The sequence below is a fragment of the Streptococcus lutetiensis genome (assembly GCF_900475675.1).
GTDB classification, from domain to species: Bacteria; Bacillota; Bacilli; order Lactobacillales; family Streptococcaceae; genus Streptococcus; species Streptococcus lutetiensis.
In genome coordinates this window covers 292,038-309,137 of sequence record NZ_LS483403.1, presented here as the reverse complement: position 1 = coordinate 309,137, position 17,100 = coordinate 292,038, and the positions used below count along the sequence as shown (strand labels likewise).

Sequence of the window (17,100 nt, the reverse complement as noted above, 5' to 3'; positions counted from 1 at the left end):
TCCAATCAAAATTGAATACCTATATATTCTAACAAGAAACCTACGCGCTGTCAATATTGACTCGTTTCTTTTTTGGATAAGTCCTCGAGCTATTAGTATTAGTCCGCTACATGTGTCACCACACTTACACTTCTAACCTATCTACCTGATCATCTCTCAGGGCTCTTACTGATATAAAATCATGGGAAATCTCATCTTGAGGTGGGCTTCACACTTAGATGCTTTCAGCGTTTATCCCTTCCCTACATAGCTACCCAGCGATGCCTTTGGCAAGACAACTGGTACACCAGCGGTAAGTCCACTCTGGTCCTCTCGTACTAGGAGCAGATCCTCTCAAATTTCCTACGCCCGCGACGGATAGGGACCGAACTGTCTCACGACGTTCTGAACCCAGCTCGCGTGCCGCTTTAATGGGCGAACAGCCCAACCCTTGGGACCGACTACAGCCCCAGGATGCGACGAGCCGACATCGAGGTGCCAAACCTCCCCGTCGATGTGAACTCTTGGGGGAGATAAGCCTGTTATCCCCAGGGTAGCTTTTATCCGTTGAGCGATGGCCCTTCCATGCGGAACCACCGGATCACTAAGCCCGACTTTCGTCCCTGCTCGAGTTGTAGCTCTCGCAGTCAAGCTCCCTTATACCTTTACACTCTGCGAATGATTTCCAACCATTCTGAGGGAACCTTTGGGCGCCTCCGTTACCTTTTAGGAGGCGACCGCCCCAGTCAAACTGCCCGTCAGACACTGTCTCCGATAGGGATAGCCTATCTAGGTTAGAGTAGCCATAACACAAGGGTAGTATCCCAACAACGCCTCCACCGAAACTAGCGTCCCGATTTCATAGGCTCCTACCTATCCTGTACATGTGGTACAGATACTCAATATCAAACTGCAGTAAAGCTCCATGGGGTCTTTCCGTCCTGTCGCGGGTAACCTGCATCTTCACAGGTACTAAAATTTCACCGAGTCTCTCGTTGAGACAGTGCCCAAATCATTACGCCTTTCGTGCGGGTCGGAACTTACCCGACAAGGAATTTCGCTACCTTAGGACCGTTATAGTTACGGCCGCCGTTTACTGGGGCTTCAATTCACACCTTCGCTAATGCTAAGCGCTCCTCTTAACCTTCCAGCACCGGGCAGGCGTCACCCCCTATACATCATCTTACGATTTAGCAGAGAGCTGTGTTTTTGATAAACAGTTGCTTGGGCCTATTCACTGCGGCTGACTTAAAGCCAGCGCCCCTTCTCCCGAAGTTACGGGGCCATTTTGCCGAGTTCCTTAACGAGAGTTCTCTCGCTCACCTGAGGCTACTCGCCTCGACTACCTGTGTCGGTTTGCGGTACGGGTAGAGTATAATTAACGCTAGAAGCTTTTCTTGGCAGTGTGACATCACTAACTTCGCTACTTAACTTCGCTCCCCATCACAGCTCAATGTTAGAGATATAAGCATTTGACTCATATCACACCTCACTGCTTAGACGTGCACTTCCAATCGCACGCTTTAGTTAGCCTACTGCGTCCCTCCATCACTATATACTCTAGTACAGGAATATCAACCTGTTGTCCATCGGATACACCTTTCGGTCTCTCCTTAGGTCCCGACTAACCCAGGGAGGACGAGCCTTCCCCTGGAAACCTTAGTCATACGGTGGACAGGATTCTCACCTGTCTTTCGCTACTCATACCGGCATTCTCACTTCTATGCGTTCCAGCGCTCCTCACGGTACACCTTCTTCACACATAGAACGCTCTCCTACCATACCTAAAAGGTATCCACAGCTTCGGTAATATGTTTTAGCCCCGGTACATTTTCGGCGCAGGGTCACTCGACTAGTGAGCTATTACGCACTCTTTGAATGAATAGCTGCTTCTAAGCTAACATCCTAGTTGTCTGTGCAACCCCACATCCTTTTCCACTTAACATATATTTTGGGACCTTAGCTGGTGGTCTGGGCTGTTTCCCTTTCGACTACGGATCTTAGCACTCGCAGTCTGACTGCCGATTATATCTCATTGGCATTCGGAGTTTATCTGATATTGGTAATCCGGGATGGACCCCTCAATCAAACAGTGCTCTACCTCCAAGAGACTTAACATCGACGCTAGCCCTAAAGCTATTTCGGAGAGAACCAGCTATCTCCAAGTTCGTTTGGAATTTCTCCGCTACCCACAAGTCATCCAAGCACTTTTCAACGTGCCCTGGTTCGGGCCTCCAGTGAGTTTTACCTCACCTTCACCCTGCTCATGGGTAGGTCACATGGTTTCGGGTCTACGACATGATACTAATGCGCCCTATTAAGACTCGGTTTCCCTACGGCTCCGTCTCTTCAACTTAACCTCGCATCATATCGTAACTCGCCGGTTCATTCTACAAAAGGCACGCTCTCACCCATTAACGGGCTCGAACTTGTTGTAGGCACACGGTTTCAGGTTCTATTTCACTCCCCTCCCGGGGTGCTTTTCACCTTTCCCTCACGGTACTGGTTCACTATCGGTCACTAGAGAGTATTTAGGGTTAGGAGATGGTCCTCCCAGATTCCGACGAGATTTCTCGTGTCTCGCCGTACTCAGGATACTGCTAGGGTTAAAGACTATTTCGAATACGAGGCTGTTACTCTCTTTGGCTTACCTTCCCAGGTAATTCTTCTATAATCTTGTCGTCCCACGTCGCAGTCCTACAACCCCGATGTGTAAACACATCGGTTTGCCCTCTTGCCATTTCGCTCGCCGCTACTAAGGCAATCGCGTTTGCTTTCTCTTCCTGCAGCTACTTAGATGTTTCAGTTCACTGCGTCTTCCTCTTCATTACCTTAACAGTAATGAGTGACATGCATTACATGCCGGGTTCCCCCATTCGGACATCTCTGGATCAATGTTTACTTACAACTCCCCAAAGCATTTCGTCGTTAGTCACGTCCTTCATCGGCTTCTAGTGCCAAGGCATCCACCGTGCGCCCTTATTAACTTAACCTTATTTTGGTCTGTTGACCTTAAACTCATTAAATCACAGCGTTTCGGTTTATTTCTTGTTACTATCTACAATTCAATTTCTTGAATCGTGGAATTTGATATAGATATTCAATTTTCAATGGACAATCTTTTGAATCTTTCGATTCAATGGAGCCTAGCGGGATCGAACCGCTGACCTCCTGCGTGCAAAGCAGGCGCTCTCCCAGCTGAGCTAAGGCCCCACAAGACCTCTCAAAACTAAACAATACCCAAACGTGCTTCCGTTTATCCTTAGAAAGGAGGTGATCCAGCCGCACCTTCCGATACGGCTACCTTGTTACGACTTCACCCCAATCATCTATCCCACCTTAGGCGGCTGGCTCCTAAAAGGTTACCTCACCGACTTCGGGTGTTACAAACTCTCGTGGTGTGACGGGCGGTGTGTACAAGGCCCGGGAACGTATTCACCGCGGCGTGCTGATCCGCGATTACTAGCGATTCCGACTTCATGTAGGCGAGTTGCAGCCTACAATCCGAACTGAGATTGGCTTTAAGAGATTTGCTTGCCGTCACCGACTCGCGACTCGTTGTACCAACCATTGTAGCACGTGTGTAGCCCAGGTCATAAGGGGCATGATGATTTGACGTCATCCCCACCTTCCTCCGGTTTATTACCGGCAGTCTCGCTAGAGTGCCCAACTTAATGATGGCAACTAACAATAGGGGTTGCGCTCGTTGCGGGACTTAACCCAACATCTCACGACACGAGCTGACGACAACCATGCACCACCTGTCACCGATGTTCCGAAGAAACTTCCTATCTCTAGGAATAGCATCGGGATGTCAAGACCTGGTAAGGTTCTTCGCGTTGCTTCGAATTAAACCACATGCTCCACCGCTTGTGCGGGCCCCCGTCAATTCCTTTGAGTTTCAACCTTGCGGTCGTACTCCCCAGGCGGAGTGCTTAATGCGTTAGCTGCGGCACTAAGCCCCGGAAAGGGCCTAACACCTAGCACTCATCGTTTACGGCGTGGACTACCAGGGTATCTAATCCTGTTTGCTCCCCACGCTTTCGAGCCTCAGCGTCAGTTACAGACCAGAGAGCCGCTTTCGCCACCGGTGTTCCTCCATATATCTACGCATTTCACCGCTACACATGGAATTCCACTCTCCCCTTCTGCACTCAAGTCTAACAGTTTCCAAAGCGAACAATGGTTAAGCCACTGCCTTTAACTTCAGACTTATTAAACCGCCTGCGCTCGCTTTACGCCCAATAAATCCGGACAACGCTCGGGACCTACGTATTACCGCGGCTGCTGGCACGTAGTTAGCCGTCCCTTTCTGGTAAGTTACCGTCACTGTGTGAACTTTCCACTCTCACACACGTTCTTCTCTTACAACAGAGCTTTACGATCCGAAAACCTTCTTCACTCACGCGGCGTTGCTCGGTCAGGGTTGCCCCCATTGCCGAAGATTCCCTACTGCTGCCTCCCGTAGGAGTCTGGGCCGTGTCTCAGTCCCAGTGTGGCCGATCACCCTCTCAGGTCGGCTATGTATCGTCGCCTTGGTGAGCCGTTACCTCACCAACTAGCTAATACAACGCAGGTCCATCTACTAGTGAAGCAATTGCTCCTTTCAAGCATCTAACATGGGTTAAATGCTGTTATGCGGTATTAGCTATCGTTTCCAATAGTTATCCCCCGCTAGTAGGCAGGTTACCTACGCGTTACTCACCCGTTCGCAACTCTTCCAACTTTAGCAAGCTAAAGTCTTCAGCGTTCTACTTGCATGTATTAGGCACGCCGCCAGCGTTCGTCCTGAGCCAGGATCAAACTCTCATTTAATCTTGTTCTCATTCTGTCACTGACAGATTTATCGTTTTTTTTGACAGGTTACTTCCGTAACCCGCACGTTTGGTTCGTATTGTTCAGTTTTCAAAGGTCTTTGTCTTACTCGAGACAACTTCTATATTCTATCAAATTTGAAGCGCGTTGTCAACATCTTTTTTCAAGAAAGTTTCAAACTCTTTTCAAACTTGTTTCTGTCGCCCTCTCGAACAACAGCTTATTTAGTATACTAAACTTCATCTACACTGTCAATATGTTTTTTAAGTTTTTTTGATTTATTCTAGTAGACTCTCTCACAGGCTCTATTTAAGCATCAAATCACCTTCTATTACTTTTCCCTCTTATAGGACACTAAGACTCTTTCAGGCATTTTAAGAGGCACATGACTGTATTTTGAGTCCCTTCTCTAAAATTCTACTCCAATAAATTTTTTAAAAGCACAAAAGAACACCCCAAAGAGTGTTCTTTTGTGCAAATCTGAAAAACGGATTAACGTTTTGAGAACAAAACTTTAATTTTTTATGGAGAGCAGCACCAAACAAATCCCTTTATATCAACATTTAATAAAAAAATGCTTCTCCCAAACCCTTTAAAATCCATAAAAATGGATAGCATTAACACCAATTAACACCATAAAATAGACTAGTCACTTCATCAAATTTCATTCCTCTAAACTGTCGGAAAAGCGTAGTTTTTTTGGCTCTATAATTTCTGTAGTGGGTAATGCCACTTTGGAGATTATAGGGCTTTTTTGAGTATCAAAAAAGTCCCATAAGACTTATAATGAAAAGCGATCAAACCATCATTAGAAAGTATCTTATGGAACAGATTAATAATACCACAGAACTCATCGGAATTAAAGACAATAATATTACCATTCAAAAGGCTCTTGATGGTGGCAGCCACTGTGAAATCTACGCTGAACTAGATTATACGCCTCCCTTGTGCCCTCATTGCCAAGGGACAATGATTAAATATGATTTCCAAAAGCCTTCTAAAATCCTTATCCCAGACACTGCCTTTATGCCTACGGTACTCCTACTCAAAAAGCGACGCTTCCAGTGCAAAGCTTGTAAACGGGTGACTGTCTCTGAAATCCCACTGGTTAAGAAAAATCATCAAATCTCTGAGCCTATTTGGAAAAAAATTACCGAGTCCCATACCAAAAGTATGACCAATTCTGCTATCGCTGATTTAGTTCATGTTTCTATCTCAACCGTGCAAAGAAAACTAGTCCAGTTCACTTTCAAAGAGAACTATAACAGCTTACCAGAAGCCTTATCTTGGGATGAATTCGCAAGAAACAAAGGGAAACTCGCCTTCATTGCTCAAGATTATCAGACTAGAAAAATCATCACAATCTTGGAAAATAATCGCCAAACGACGATCAAAAACTATTTCTACCAATACTCTAGAAAGGCGAGGGAGGCAGTCAAAGTCGTCACTTGCGATATGTCCGGAGCTTACATCCCAATTATCAAGCAACTCTTTCCAAATGCCAAGATTGTCCTTGACCGCTTCCACATTATCCAGCACCTTAATCGGGCCATGATGGCTACTAGAATCGCTATCATGAAGCAGGTTGACAAGCATGAGCTGCCCTATCGGATTATGAAGAATCACTGGAGAATCTTACATAAGGATAGTCAAAAACTTTCTGACAAGCGTTTTTACGCTAGAACGCTCAGGGAAACTAGAACTCCTAAAGAAATCATCGAGAATGCACTGGCATTCTCAGATGAACTAAGCTACTACTACGAACTTTACCAGCTACTCTTATTTCATTTCCAAGAAAAGAATCGTGACCACTTTTTCTCACTCATACAAGAGCATAAACACTATGTCAATCCAGCGTTTAAGAAGGTTTTCCAGACCTTCATCAGATATAAAGACTACATCACCAATGCTTTAGAAATGCCTTATTCCAACGCTAGACTAGAAGCCACTAACAAACTCATTAAAGACATCAAACGACAAGCCTTTGGATTCAGAAATTTCGACAACTTCAAAACAAAAATACTTATCACTTTGAACAGCAAAAAAGAGAGGACCAAAGTCCTCTCTCGCATGTGATTATAAGTCAACCCACTACAGTTGACAAAGAACCGAAAAAATCTAACTTTTGGGGTGTTATTTTTATGAAATTAAGTTATGAAGATAAAATCAAGATTTATGAACTACGGCAAAGTGGTCAGTCTATCAAGTCCTTGTCAAAGCAGTTTGCTATCGCAGAATCCAGCGTAAAATATATGATTCGATTGATTGACCGATACGGAATAAACATTATCCAGAAAGGGAAGAACACCTATTATCCTCCAGAACTCAAGCAGGAAATGATTGATAAAGTTCTGATTGATGGTTACTCTCTCAATCAAGTAGCTCTTGAGTACCTATTTGTTTATCATCATTTAGTTTTAGATAAACATTTAAAAGTAAGTATTCTCTATTAAATGGAGGAATACATATCTTAGCTAGTTTAGTTGCTATTAAGTCTTCTATTGCCTTAACATCATTGTTTTGGAGTAATGCAAGACAGATTTTTAGGAGTTTCTTCCTGATGATCACTGGAATAATTCCAATAACAGCAATCACTATAACAGCAACTAACATAGCATTCATACTTTTATGCCCCTTTCTCAATCAACTTTATAATATCATTTAATTCATCAATAATTATATCTGCTTGGCTTTGATCCAAGCCAAACTTATCATCTTTTAAAGCCAATACCTTAATACCAGCTCTATTGGCAGCTAATATTCCTTTAGGTGAATCCTCAATAATAATACCTTCATCTTTATTCACATTCAATTCTTTGATTGTATGTAAATATATTTCTGGATTGGGTTTACTTTCTTTGAATTGTTCACCACTTACTATAAGTGTGAAATACTTTCTTAAATCAGCTTGATCTAATGCAGTATTAATAGTATTTAAACTTGAAGAGGACGCTAACGCAATTTTATAATGTTCACTTAAGCTTTCTAAAACAGAATAGATCTGTGGTCTAACGACTGCTTTATAATCACAATCAAATGAACGAAAATATTCTTGAAGCATATTTTTAAATGTAATGAAATCTGTTTTGTTGTTCCACATTGTGTATGCTTGTTCATAATATAATTTACTATCAATACCAATAAGAGGAATACAATCACTTACTTGTATTTCTATATCATGCTGTTTAAAAAATCTTATTAAATCATTTATATACATGGTTTCACTATCAAAGATGACACCATCCATATCAAAAATTATCGTTTTAATCGTCTCCATCATAATTTACAAAATTCTCCGTTTTTGCAGCTGCGATAGCCTTAAATTCTTTTAATAATGGATGTTGATAAATAGAGTGTAAGTCATTTGAAACAATATAACTTAATAATTGTACAAATGGTAGATATACAAGTGGACTTAATTCACTTGATACCGTATCACTCAAACTTAAAACATGCTCATCACTCGATAATTGAGGGTTGTTTGAAATCAAATAAACTCGATTTGTGACTTTTCGTGTAGCCTTATATACTTGTTCTACACGTCGACTTGCACCATCGTTTCCATCAAAGAAAATCACATTGTATTGTGGCGTTAATTGAAGGTTTGGTCCATGGATATACTCTTCAATTTCATAGCAGCAACTTGGAATATGAATGGTTTCACCCATTTTTAATGCACTTTCAAGTGCTGTTCCATAATTAGCACCCGCTCCACAACTGTAAACCCAGGACATAGATGAGAAATTCTTATAATGTTGCTGAATAAAGTTTGTAGCCTGATCAATCATTTCTTCATTTAAATCAGCTGCTTTCTTTAATTCATCCAAATACTCCGTCTTTCCAGAATACGCAATTGCGAACAAATCTAAGAATAACGCAAGTGAAGAAACACCCTTTGTGACATAGCCAACTAATTCTTCACCAACACCATATTCAATCACAATATCCGCAACATCTTTTACATCGCTGTTTTTATTTCCTGTTAAACAAATAGCTCTACATTCTTTTTTCTTTATGATTTTTAATGCTTCTATTGCATTTGTACTTAACCCACTCTGTGTAAGCACTAAAACTAAGTCGTTCTCCTTAATGTTATTTTCATAATACGTAAATGTATATGGCGTGATGATTCTTACTTCTAAACTACTTACTTTTTCCACAAAACTTCTCGCACAATAACAAGCATTATAACTTGATCCAGAAGCAACAAGTAAAATACGTTTTATTTCTTTTTGTTGCACTTCTTTCATCAATGGATCAACTAGTGTAGTATATTGTTCAATATTTGTTCTTAATACGTCTGGTGTTTCTTTAACATAATCAAACATTGTTAATTTATTCATAATATCCCCCAATTCTTAAAATATAAAAGGTGGAATGAATCCACCCCTTATATTTTAGTATTCTAATCTTCTGTAGTAACGACGGATTTCCATAGGGTGACGAGTTTCGATTTCCATATGAACATCGATTCTGTTGTTTACAGCATGCATTACATGGTGAGATAAGTGTTTACGATATTTTTCACTAATTCCCTTTAATTCGTAATCTTTAGAGTCGATGATTGTGTAGTTTTCACAAATTCTTGGAATAAAGTTAGCTACACGTTCAGATAATGGACGCTGAGCATCTTCACCAATATAGATAGTAACTGGAGTTTCTTTAGTTACGATTTCAAACATACCGTGGAAGAATTCATTTGATGTGATTGATTTAGTTTTTAACCATAACTGTTCTTCCCAATAGCACATTGCATATGAGTAAGTAGCACCCCACTGATTTCCAGCACCTACAAAGTAGTGCATTTCATCATTCCAATGTTTTTTAGCGAATTCAACAGCAAATGGTTCAGCTTTCTTTTCAACTTCTACTAAAGCTTCTGCTAAGTATTTGTCAAATTCAGCATACATATCTTCGTAGTCTTCTAATTCACCATTGTTGAACATGAAACGGTCTGCAACCATGAAGAACTTTAACTGTTCGTTAAGTGGGTAAGAGATCTTGTAGTCTCCTAAATCTAATAAGATAGCTTCTTTAGCATCTACAAATGAGATAACTGTAGAACCAACTTCAGTTTTGATCTTTTTGATAGCATCAACTACTTCTTTAGTGTTTCCAGTTACAGAAGAGATAATAACAACTGTATCTTTAGTAATACGTTTGTTTCCTGTAGTTAAGTATTCAGCAGCATTTTCTGCCCAAGTTTCAATAGCACTCATTTCTTTCATATGTACTGTAGCCTGCATAGCACTTGCCCAAGTACCACCAACACCTAACCAGCAGATGTTTGAATATCCACGTTCGCAAATTTCATCAACGATTTCGTTGATCTGAGGGCGTAGAGCTAATGCGCCATTTACGCTATCGATTTTTTCCTGTTCATTAAATTTAATCATTTCCATTTTATTTTCCTCCATTTATTTTAAATTTATTAACAACCTAAGATACCAAAGAATGCTCCGAACATTCCGATCACAACACAGATTAACAACAATGTAGTTGTCTTAACATTTTTCTTTTTCAATAAGTAGTAAACTAGTAATGTGAATAATAACGGCATTAAACCAGGCATGATATTATTGAATACATCATTTAATGTAGTTGCTTCATTACCAGAACCAAACTTCAATGGGAAACTGATTGATACGTTTTCAGCAGTCATACCACCAACAACCATCAATCCTAAAACACTTGCTGCATAAGTAAGTTTTGCCATTAATCCATTCTGCTGGATCTTAGCCAAGAATCCACTACCTAATTTATAACCAGCATTCATTAAATAATAACGTAATCCCTGAGCTGGAAGGTTGAAAATTAATAAGAATAAGATGGGTCCTAAGATATTTCCTTGATTTGCTAATGATAGACCCACACCAGTAGCGATAATACGTAATGTTCCCCAGATGAATGAATCACCAATACCAGCTAAAGGTCCCATTAATGAAACTTTTACACTGTTGATACTTTCTGTATCAAATTCAGGATCATTTGCATTACTTTCTTCCATAGCAGCACTAATACCTAAGATTAATGTTGCCAATTGTGGAGTTGTGTTGAAGAATTCCAAGTGACGCTTCATAGCTACAACCTGGTCTTCTTTATTTGGATATAATTTTTTGATAACTGGTAACATACTATAGCAGTATGACATATTCATCTGTCTTTCATAGTTCCAAGACCATTCCAAACCGAATGAACGCCAGAATACTTGATTTAATTCTTTTTTAGTTAATTTATTAGAAGTCGTCATCTTCATCCATTCCTCCTTCTATAGCTGTTAGAGCTGAATTACTACGTAACTGAGTTAATACGATAGCAATGATAGCTCCAAAGATTGCAATCGCTGTTACTGGAATCTTTAAGTATACGCTTAATGCGAATCCTAAGAAGAAGAAACATGCAACGTTTTTGTCCATAATCATCATTAATAATAAACCGAACCCAATTGCAGGTAATAAGCCCATTGTGATCTGTAAACCATTTGAAATCCATGTAGGAATGACATTTAATAAAGCCTGTACAGCAGGTCCACCAGCATAGTAACCACATGCTACAATTACACCGATAATTAAGTTAACACCGAAGAATCCACCTAATAAGTGCATTCTAGCAACTCCAGCCATGTTTCCTTCAGCTGCATATTTATCTGCTTTGTGAACAAATGGAGGTAAGATGAATACCATTCCAACGTTCTTTGCGATTAATACTAGTGAAGCAACTGGTAAACCTACAGTTAATGCAGTTTCTGGTCCAGCTCCTGTTGTAATTGTGAAAGCTGTTCCTAATACAGTTCCTGAAATCATTTCAGGTGGAATACTAGCACCGATTGAGAAAGCTCCCATAAACGCTAATTCTAATGTTGCACCTAAAGTAACACCTGTTTGAACATCACCAAGTACAATACCTGTTAAAGTACCCATAACCAATGGTCTTGACAGTAAACTTGTACCGAACAAATACTCAGCATTTCCAAGCATTGCTACCAAGCCAAGTAAAATTGCTTGTAGTAACATATTTCTCCTCTTATAAAACTTTTTCTACATTTACTGGATTATCTTCTGGCACCATCTGAATTGTTACATCCACACCTGTTTCACATAATCCTTTTAAAATTGTTTCTTCTACTGGTGTAATATTCATTGCTTTAGAAATATTACGAGTTTCCGCAGTAGCCTTAGTACCACCAAGATTTAATTTGTTGATGTTGCACTCTTTACACAATCTTTCAGCGTCCTTAATAGATTCAACGACAACCAATAATTTGTATTTGTCTGTAACACCACTGTTGATCGCATTCACTGCATCATCCATATTTTTAATAACTAATTTAACACCACTTGGTTTTGCCAACTTAATTGATGTTTTTCTTAAATCATCTTTCATAACTGCGTCGCACGCAATTAAGATACAATCTGCTTCAACTGCATTCTTCCAAGAAAAAGCAACTTGACCATGTAATAATCTGTGATCCACTCTTAATAATCTGATCATTTTTTTCTCCTCCTATTAGAAATCTTCATCATCTTCGCTTGTCATTCCATTCATAACAGTCATTCCATCTTTAGCTGCTTCGATCAAATCGTTCGCTTCTGCTAGTTCAAGTTTTCCGTTCAAGCCTTTCATTACTGCATCTAATACTAGTCCCATGTTCATTCCTGAAAAGACCAGTACATTATCTAATATTGCAAGTTTAGATAATGCTGTGTGAACACTTCCACCTTTAATATCACACAAGATTAAGATTTGTTCTTCACACTTTTTTGCTTCTTTCAAAACTTCTTGATAAAAGTCTTCAGGATTTTGTCCAGGAAGCAAGCTATATGTTTCTATATCCCTAGCTAAATCTCCAACAATCATAGAAACTGAATCTTTCATCCCTTTAGATAATCCTCCATGCGATGCAAGTATGATTTTTGCCATATTCTCTACACTCCTTTCTTTTTCATTTAATAGTGTCAATAAATTTATCAACGACTAAATTAGTCATCTTTATTTTAAAACTATTATCCGTAAATTGCAAGCGATTTCAAAAAAAAAAAAAATGACCTTTCTAATGAGCACGGAAAGTTCTAAAATGAAGTTAGCCACCTAAGGGTATCAAAAAACATCTCAGAGAGATATAATTGTAATCACCACAACAACAATTAGAAAGACTCTGAGATGCAAAACTATTATACACCAAAAAGTAAACATTTAACACTAACTGAACGTAGAATGATTGAACGTTGGCTTCAAGAAGGGCTCTCAAATCGTGAAATCGCTAGGAGATTAGCTAAAGCTCCTCAAACCATTCACAACGAAGTCAAACGTGGTCAGGTTAGACAACAAGTGCGTAAAGGAAAATTTGAAGTGATCTACTCAGCTGATTTTGCTCAAAAAGCCTATCAAAACAATCGCAAACGTTCTGTTAAACAAGTCTCCCTAACCAAGGGACTCAAAGGAAAGATAACTCACTACATCGAACAGAAATACTCTCCCGAGATGATGGTAAAGTCAAAAGGGATACCTGTTCCCATCTCCACCATTTACTACTGGATTCATCATGGACACTTAGGATTGACCAAGGCTGATATGCTTTATCCTCGACAAGAGAAAGCTAAGAAAAAGCATGCTAGTCCCAATTTTAAGCCAGCTGGAAAGTCTATTGAGGAACGACCAGAAAGCATTAATAAGCGTGAGAATATCGGTGATTTTGAAATTGATACGGTTATTCAAACACGGGCAAAAAACGAGTGTCTGTTGACTCTAACCGATAGAAAGAGTCGTTATCAAATCATTCGACTCATTCCCGATAAGTCCGCGGTTTCAGTCAATCAAGCTCTGAAAGCAATCCTCAAGGATTATCAAATGAACTCTATCACAGCTGATAACGGGGCTAAGTTCAGTCGTTTAGCGGAAGTTTTTGACCCTACTCATATCTATTATGCCCACCCGTATTCTTCTTGGGAGCGTGGTACTAATGAGAATCATAATAGACTCATCCGGCGTTGGTTGCCTAAGGGAAGCAAAAATGCGACTCAACAACAAGTCGCATTTATTGAAAACTGGATTAACAACTATCCAAAGAAACTATTCAATTATAAATCTCCTAAAGAGTTTTTACAGGCTGGCTAATTTGAACTTGAAATTTGGCTTTGCTATCAGAGCCCTTTAAAGTCGGTTTTTCCAGCAACAAATTGACTACGTGTACATTCTAATACTTATCCCCTTATAATGCAACTAAAATAACTTCTAGGAGTCTTTGAGCGCAAAAAAGAGGGTTCTTTGCCCTCTTTATAATTATGATAATGCTTTTTTGTATTCTTCTGCTTCTGCTTCTGTAGAAAGTACAAAATGTCCTGGTGTGATTTCACGCATTTCACGTTCTTGACCATCAAGTTCTGCACTCGGATCATAAGCTTGGTGTACACGTTCACGTTCAGATTCTGGATCTGGTTCTGGAATTGCAGACAACAGACTTTTAGTATATGGATGAATTGGATTGTTGTAAACATCTTCAGATGTTCCAATTTCAAGCATTTTACCCCAGTGCATAACTCCAATACGATCTGAAATGTATTTAACCATTGACAAATCGTGAGCGATGAAGAGGTAAGTTAAGCCTTTTTCGCGTTGAAGTTTTTGCATCAAATTAACAACTTGAGCTTGAATAGACACGTCAAGCGCAGAAATTGGTTCATCAGCAATAATGAATTTTGGTTGTACAGCAAGAGCACGTGCAATACCAATACGTTGACGTTGACCACCAGAAAATTCGTGTGGGTAACGAGTCATGTGATCTTTGTTCAAACCTACTAGAGAAAGCAATTCTTGAACTTTTTCATCACGTTCTTCTTTACTATTAACAAGTTTGTGAATATCAAGACCTTCAGCAACGATATCACGGATTTTCATACGTGCATTAAGACTGGCTTGTGGATCTTGGAAAATCATTTGGACATTTTTACGGAATTCATGTAGTTTTTTACCTTTAAGGTTAGAAACCGTTTCTCCGTTAAAGTCGATTTCACCACCACTAATATCGTAAAGTTTTAAAATAGCACGTCCAACAGTTGTTTTACCAGAACCTGATTCACCAACTAGACCAAAGACTTCACCTTCATAGATATCGAAGCTGACGTTGTTGATAGCTTTTACTTCATTCTTTTTGCCTTCGTTGAAAGTCAAAGAGACATTTTTAAGTTCAACAAGCTTTTTTCTATTTTCAGTCATTAAGCTTTTCTCCCTTCAAGTTCTTTCCATTTTGCCCAACGTTTTTGAATTGGTAATGGTGGTGTTACTTTAGGTGCACGTTCGTCTAACAACCAAGTTGCAGCATAGTGTGTGTCACTAACTTTAAACATTGGTGGTTCTTCTTCGTAATCGATATCCAAAGCAAATTCGTTACGTGGTGCAAAAGCATCACCTTTTGGCGGGTTAAGAAGATCTGGTGGTGTACCTGGAATTGATTGTAAGCTACCAGCTTCTGTATCAGTTGTTGGCATTGAGTTCAACAACCCCCAAGTATATGGGTGTTGTGGGTTGTAGAAGACTTCGTCAACTGTTCCATATTCAATAACTTTACCAGCATACATAACTGCTACACGATCAGCCATACCAGCAACAACACCAAGGTCGTGGGTGATAAAGATGATTGATGAACCTCGTTCTTTTTGAATTTTTTTCATCAAGTTAAGAATTTGAGCTTGAATAGTAACATCCAAGGCAGTTGTTGGTTCGTCAGCAATCAAGACATCCGGGTTAGCAGCAAGCGCGATTGCAATAACAGCACGTTGACGCATACCACCAGACCATTGGTGTGGGTAATCGTTGATATGTTCTTCTGCATTTGGAATACCAACGTTCTTCATTAAATCAAGTGCACGATCCCAAGCTTCTTGTTTTGAAACTTTTTTGTGGATCATGATTGGTTCGGCAATTTGTTGACCAATTTTCATTGTTGGATCAAGACTCGTCATTGGATCTTGGAAAATCATTGCGATTTCATTTCCACGAACTTTAATCCATTCGTCTTCTTTTAATTCAGTAAGTTTTTTACCTTTAAAGTCAATGTCACCTGTAATAGTAGCATTTGAAGCAGATAACCCCATTAATGTTTTAGTTGTTACAGATTTACCTGATCCAGATTCACCTACGATAGCAAGTGTTTCGCCTTTCTTCAAGTCAAAGTTGACGTCGCGAATGGCTTTTATTTCTCCAGCGTAGGTTTGGAAATCTACATGGAGGTTTTTAACTTGTAAAATTGTTTCTTCACTCATATTTTTTCCTCCTAACGATCACCAGATTTTGGATCAAATGCATCACGAAGACCGTCACCTAACAAGATGAAAGCAAGTGAGATTAATACCAAAGCAAGAGCTGGTAGAGTTACTTGATAAGGGTAGTATTGTAAGTACTCTTGAGCATCAGTAATCAATGAACCAAGTGATGCTGTTGGTGGTTTTACCCCAAGGTTAATAGCTGAAAGCACAGCTTCGTACATAATGGCACTTGGAACTGTCATCATGATTTGAACAATAATAATCCCTGAAATATTTGGAAGGATATGTTTAAATGCGATTTTAGGAGCACTTTCACCCAATGAACGAGCAGCAAGAACAAACTCTTGTTCGCGGTAAGAAAGTGTTAAGTTACGTACTTGACGAGCCATTGATGTCCATCCAACGATAGCAATTGAAATAATGATTGATGTGACACCATTACCAAGCAAAAGGCCAAGCATTGTAACGATAACCAAGTTAGGAATTGATGAAATAACTTCGATAATACGTTGCATAACCATGTCGACACGTCCACCAACATAACCTGAAATCAAACCATAAGTTACCCCAATCAAAAGGTCAATCAATGTTGCAACGATAGCAATAAGAAGTGAGATCCGCACACCTACGATGATACGTTTAGCAACACTACGACCAAGGTTATCAGTACCAAGGATAAATTTTTTACCTTTTGGAACACCTTGGTCTGCATAAGGATCGTTAGCTTCAGTATTACCAGAATAAGTAATTTTACCGTTCCAGAATGGAAGGTTGTCACTAAGTTTTGGTGGAAGGTTACGGTAAGTTGTAACTTCTTTTGTATTGAAGGCATTAGCATCATCACGTGGTACCAAAACTACTGAAATCATTGAGAATACAAGTAAAATTCCAAGGAACCACATTGAAATAACAGCTAATTTATTTTTCTTCAAACGGCGCCATGCATCTTGCATAAAAGAAAGAGCAGGCTTTTCAATTTTTTCTTGTGAGCTGGCTGAACCAACACCAACAAGCTTAAATTCTCTTGTTTTTTCTGCCATGAATA

Annotated in this window: 12 protein-coding genes, 1 tRNA gene, 2 rRNA genes and 1 pseudogene; 3 read left to right on the top strand and 13 right to left on the bottom strand. The window is 39.7% G+C overall.

Going from position 1 to position 17,100, the window contains the following annotated elements; genetic code table 11:
- Positions 1-72 precede the first annotated feature (72 nt).
- From DQN23_RS01710 to DQN23_RS01700, 3 genes are all read right to left on the bottom strand, one after another.
- Positions 73-2,972 (bottom strand): 23S ribosomal RNA (locus DQN23_RS01710).
- Positions 2,973-3,119: 147 nt separating this feature from the next.
- A tRNA-Ala gene (locus DQN23_RS01705) sits at positions 3,120-3,192 on the bottom strand.
- A gap of 53 nt (positions 3,193-3,245) precedes the next feature.
- Positions 3,246-4,794 (bottom strand): 16S ribosomal RNA (locus DQN23_RS01700).
- Together the 16S and 23S rRNA genes with 1 tRNA gene alongside form the textbook arrangement of a ribosomal RNA operon.
- An 822-nt stretch (positions 4,795-5,616) precedes the next feature.
- Between DQN23_RS01700 and DQN23_RS01695 the strand changes: the two genes are divergently transcribed.
- Together DQN23_RS01695 and DQN23_RS09155 are read left to right on the top strand one after the other, a co-directional pair.
- Positions 5,617-6,870 carry an ISL3 family transposase gene (locus DQN23_RS01695; RefSeq protein ID WP_111712628.1) on the top strand — a complete coding sequence of 418 codons (1,254 nt, stop codon included), beginning with the start codon at positions 5,617-5,619 and terminating at the stop codon, positions 6,868-6,870.
- A 65-nt stretch (positions 6,871-6,935) separates the two neighbouring features.
- Positions 6,936-7,187, top strand: a pseudogene (locus DQN23_RS09155) (IS3 family transposase); the annotation flags it as partial.
- A gap of 233 nt (positions 7,188-7,420) precedes the next feature.
- Here DQN23_RS09155 and DQN23_RS01685 read toward each other — a convergent pair.
- The 7 genes from DQN23_RS01685 to DQN23_RS01655 are packed head-to-tail and all read right to left on the bottom strand — an operon-like array spanning position 7,421 to position 12,714.
- Positions 7,421-8,074 (bottom strand): HAD family hydrolase, encoded by a 654-nt coding sequence (locus tag DQN23_RS01685; protein ID WP_058692714.1) that lies wholly within the window; start codon positions 8,072-8,074, stop codon positions 7,421-7,423.
- The gene (locus DQN23_RS01680; protein WP_111712627.1) at positions 8,058-9,137 is read right to left on the bottom strand and encodes an SIS domain-containing protein; all 1,080 of its coding nucleotides are present in this window, start codon (positions 9,135-9,137) and stop codon (positions 8,058-8,060) included. The genes DQN23_RS01685 and DQN23_RS01680 overlap by 17 nt, the downstream gene beginning before the upstream one ends.
- Before the next feature lie 54 nt (positions 9,138-9,191).
- Positions 9,192-10,190: an SIS domain-containing protein gene (locus tag DQN23_RS01675; protein ID WP_058833338.1), complete on the bottom strand. Its 999-nt coding sequence runs from the start codon at positions 10,188-10,190 to the stop codon at positions 9,192-9,194.
- Positions 10,191-10,225: 35 nt separating this feature from the next.
- The gene (locus DQN23_RS01670) at positions 10,226-11,050 is read right to left on the bottom strand and encodes a PTS system mannose/fructose/sorbose family transporter subunit IID (RefSeq protein WP_434454149.1); all 825 of its coding nucleotides are present in this window, start codon (positions 11,048-11,050) and stop codon (positions 10,226-10,228) included.
- Entirely contained in the window at positions 11,031-11,807 is a 777-nt protein-coding gene (locus tag DQN23_RS01665) for a PTS mannose/fructose/sorbose/N-acetylgalactosamine transporter subunit IIC (protein WP_111712626.1), read from the bottom strand. The genes DQN23_RS01670 and DQN23_RS01665 overlap by 20 nt, the downstream gene beginning before the upstream one ends.
- A 10-nt stretch (positions 11,808-11,817) precedes the next feature.
- Entirely contained in the window at positions 11,818-12,285 is a 468-nt protein-coding gene (locus tag DQN23_RS01660) for a PTS sugar transporter subunit IIB (protein WP_058833240.1), read from the bottom strand.
- Between the two features lie 15 nt (positions 12,286-12,300).
- Positions 12,301-12,714 (bottom strand): PTS sugar transporter subunit IIA, encoded by a 414-nt coding sequence (locus DQN23_RS01655; protein WP_058833241.1) that lies wholly within the window; start codon positions 12,712-12,714, stop codon positions 12,301-12,303.
- Between the two features lie 240 nt (positions 12,715-12,954).
- Between DQN23_RS01655 and DQN23_RS01650 the strand changes: the two genes are divergently transcribed.
- Positions 12,955-13,908 carry an IS30 family transposase gene (locus DQN23_RS01650; RefSeq protein WP_111712625.1) on the top strand — a complete coding sequence of 318 codons (954 nt, stop codon included), beginning with the start codon at positions 12,955-12,957 and terminating at the stop codon, positions 13,906-13,908.
- A 165-nt stretch (positions 13,909-14,073) separates the two neighbouring features.
- Here the strand turns inward: DQN23_RS01650 and DQN23_RS01645 are convergent, their stop codons facing one another.
- From DQN23_RS01645 to DQN23_RS01635, 3 genes are read right to left on the bottom strand one after another with little or no spacing between them, the layout of a single operon-like run.
- On the bottom strand, positions 14,074-15,006 hold the full coding sequence (locus DQN23_RS01645) for an ABC transporter ATP-binding protein (RefSeq protein WP_061409237.1): 933 nt from the start codon (positions 15,004-15,006) through the stop codon (positions 14,074-14,076).
- Positions 15,006-16,052, bottom strand: a complete 1,047-nt coding sequence (locus tag DQN23_RS01640) for an ABC transporter ATP-binding protein (RefSeq protein WP_111712624.1) — start codon at positions 16,050-16,052, stop codon at positions 15,006-15,008. Before DQN23_RS01640 ends, DQN23_RS01645 begins: the two co-directional genes overlap by 1 nt.
- Before the next feature lie 11 nt (positions 16,053-16,063).
- Entirely contained in the window at positions 16,064-17,095 is a 1,032-nt protein-coding gene (locus DQN23_RS01635) for an ABC transporter permease (protein WP_111712623.1), read from the bottom strand.
- Positions 17,096-17,100 lie beyond the last annotated feature (5 nt).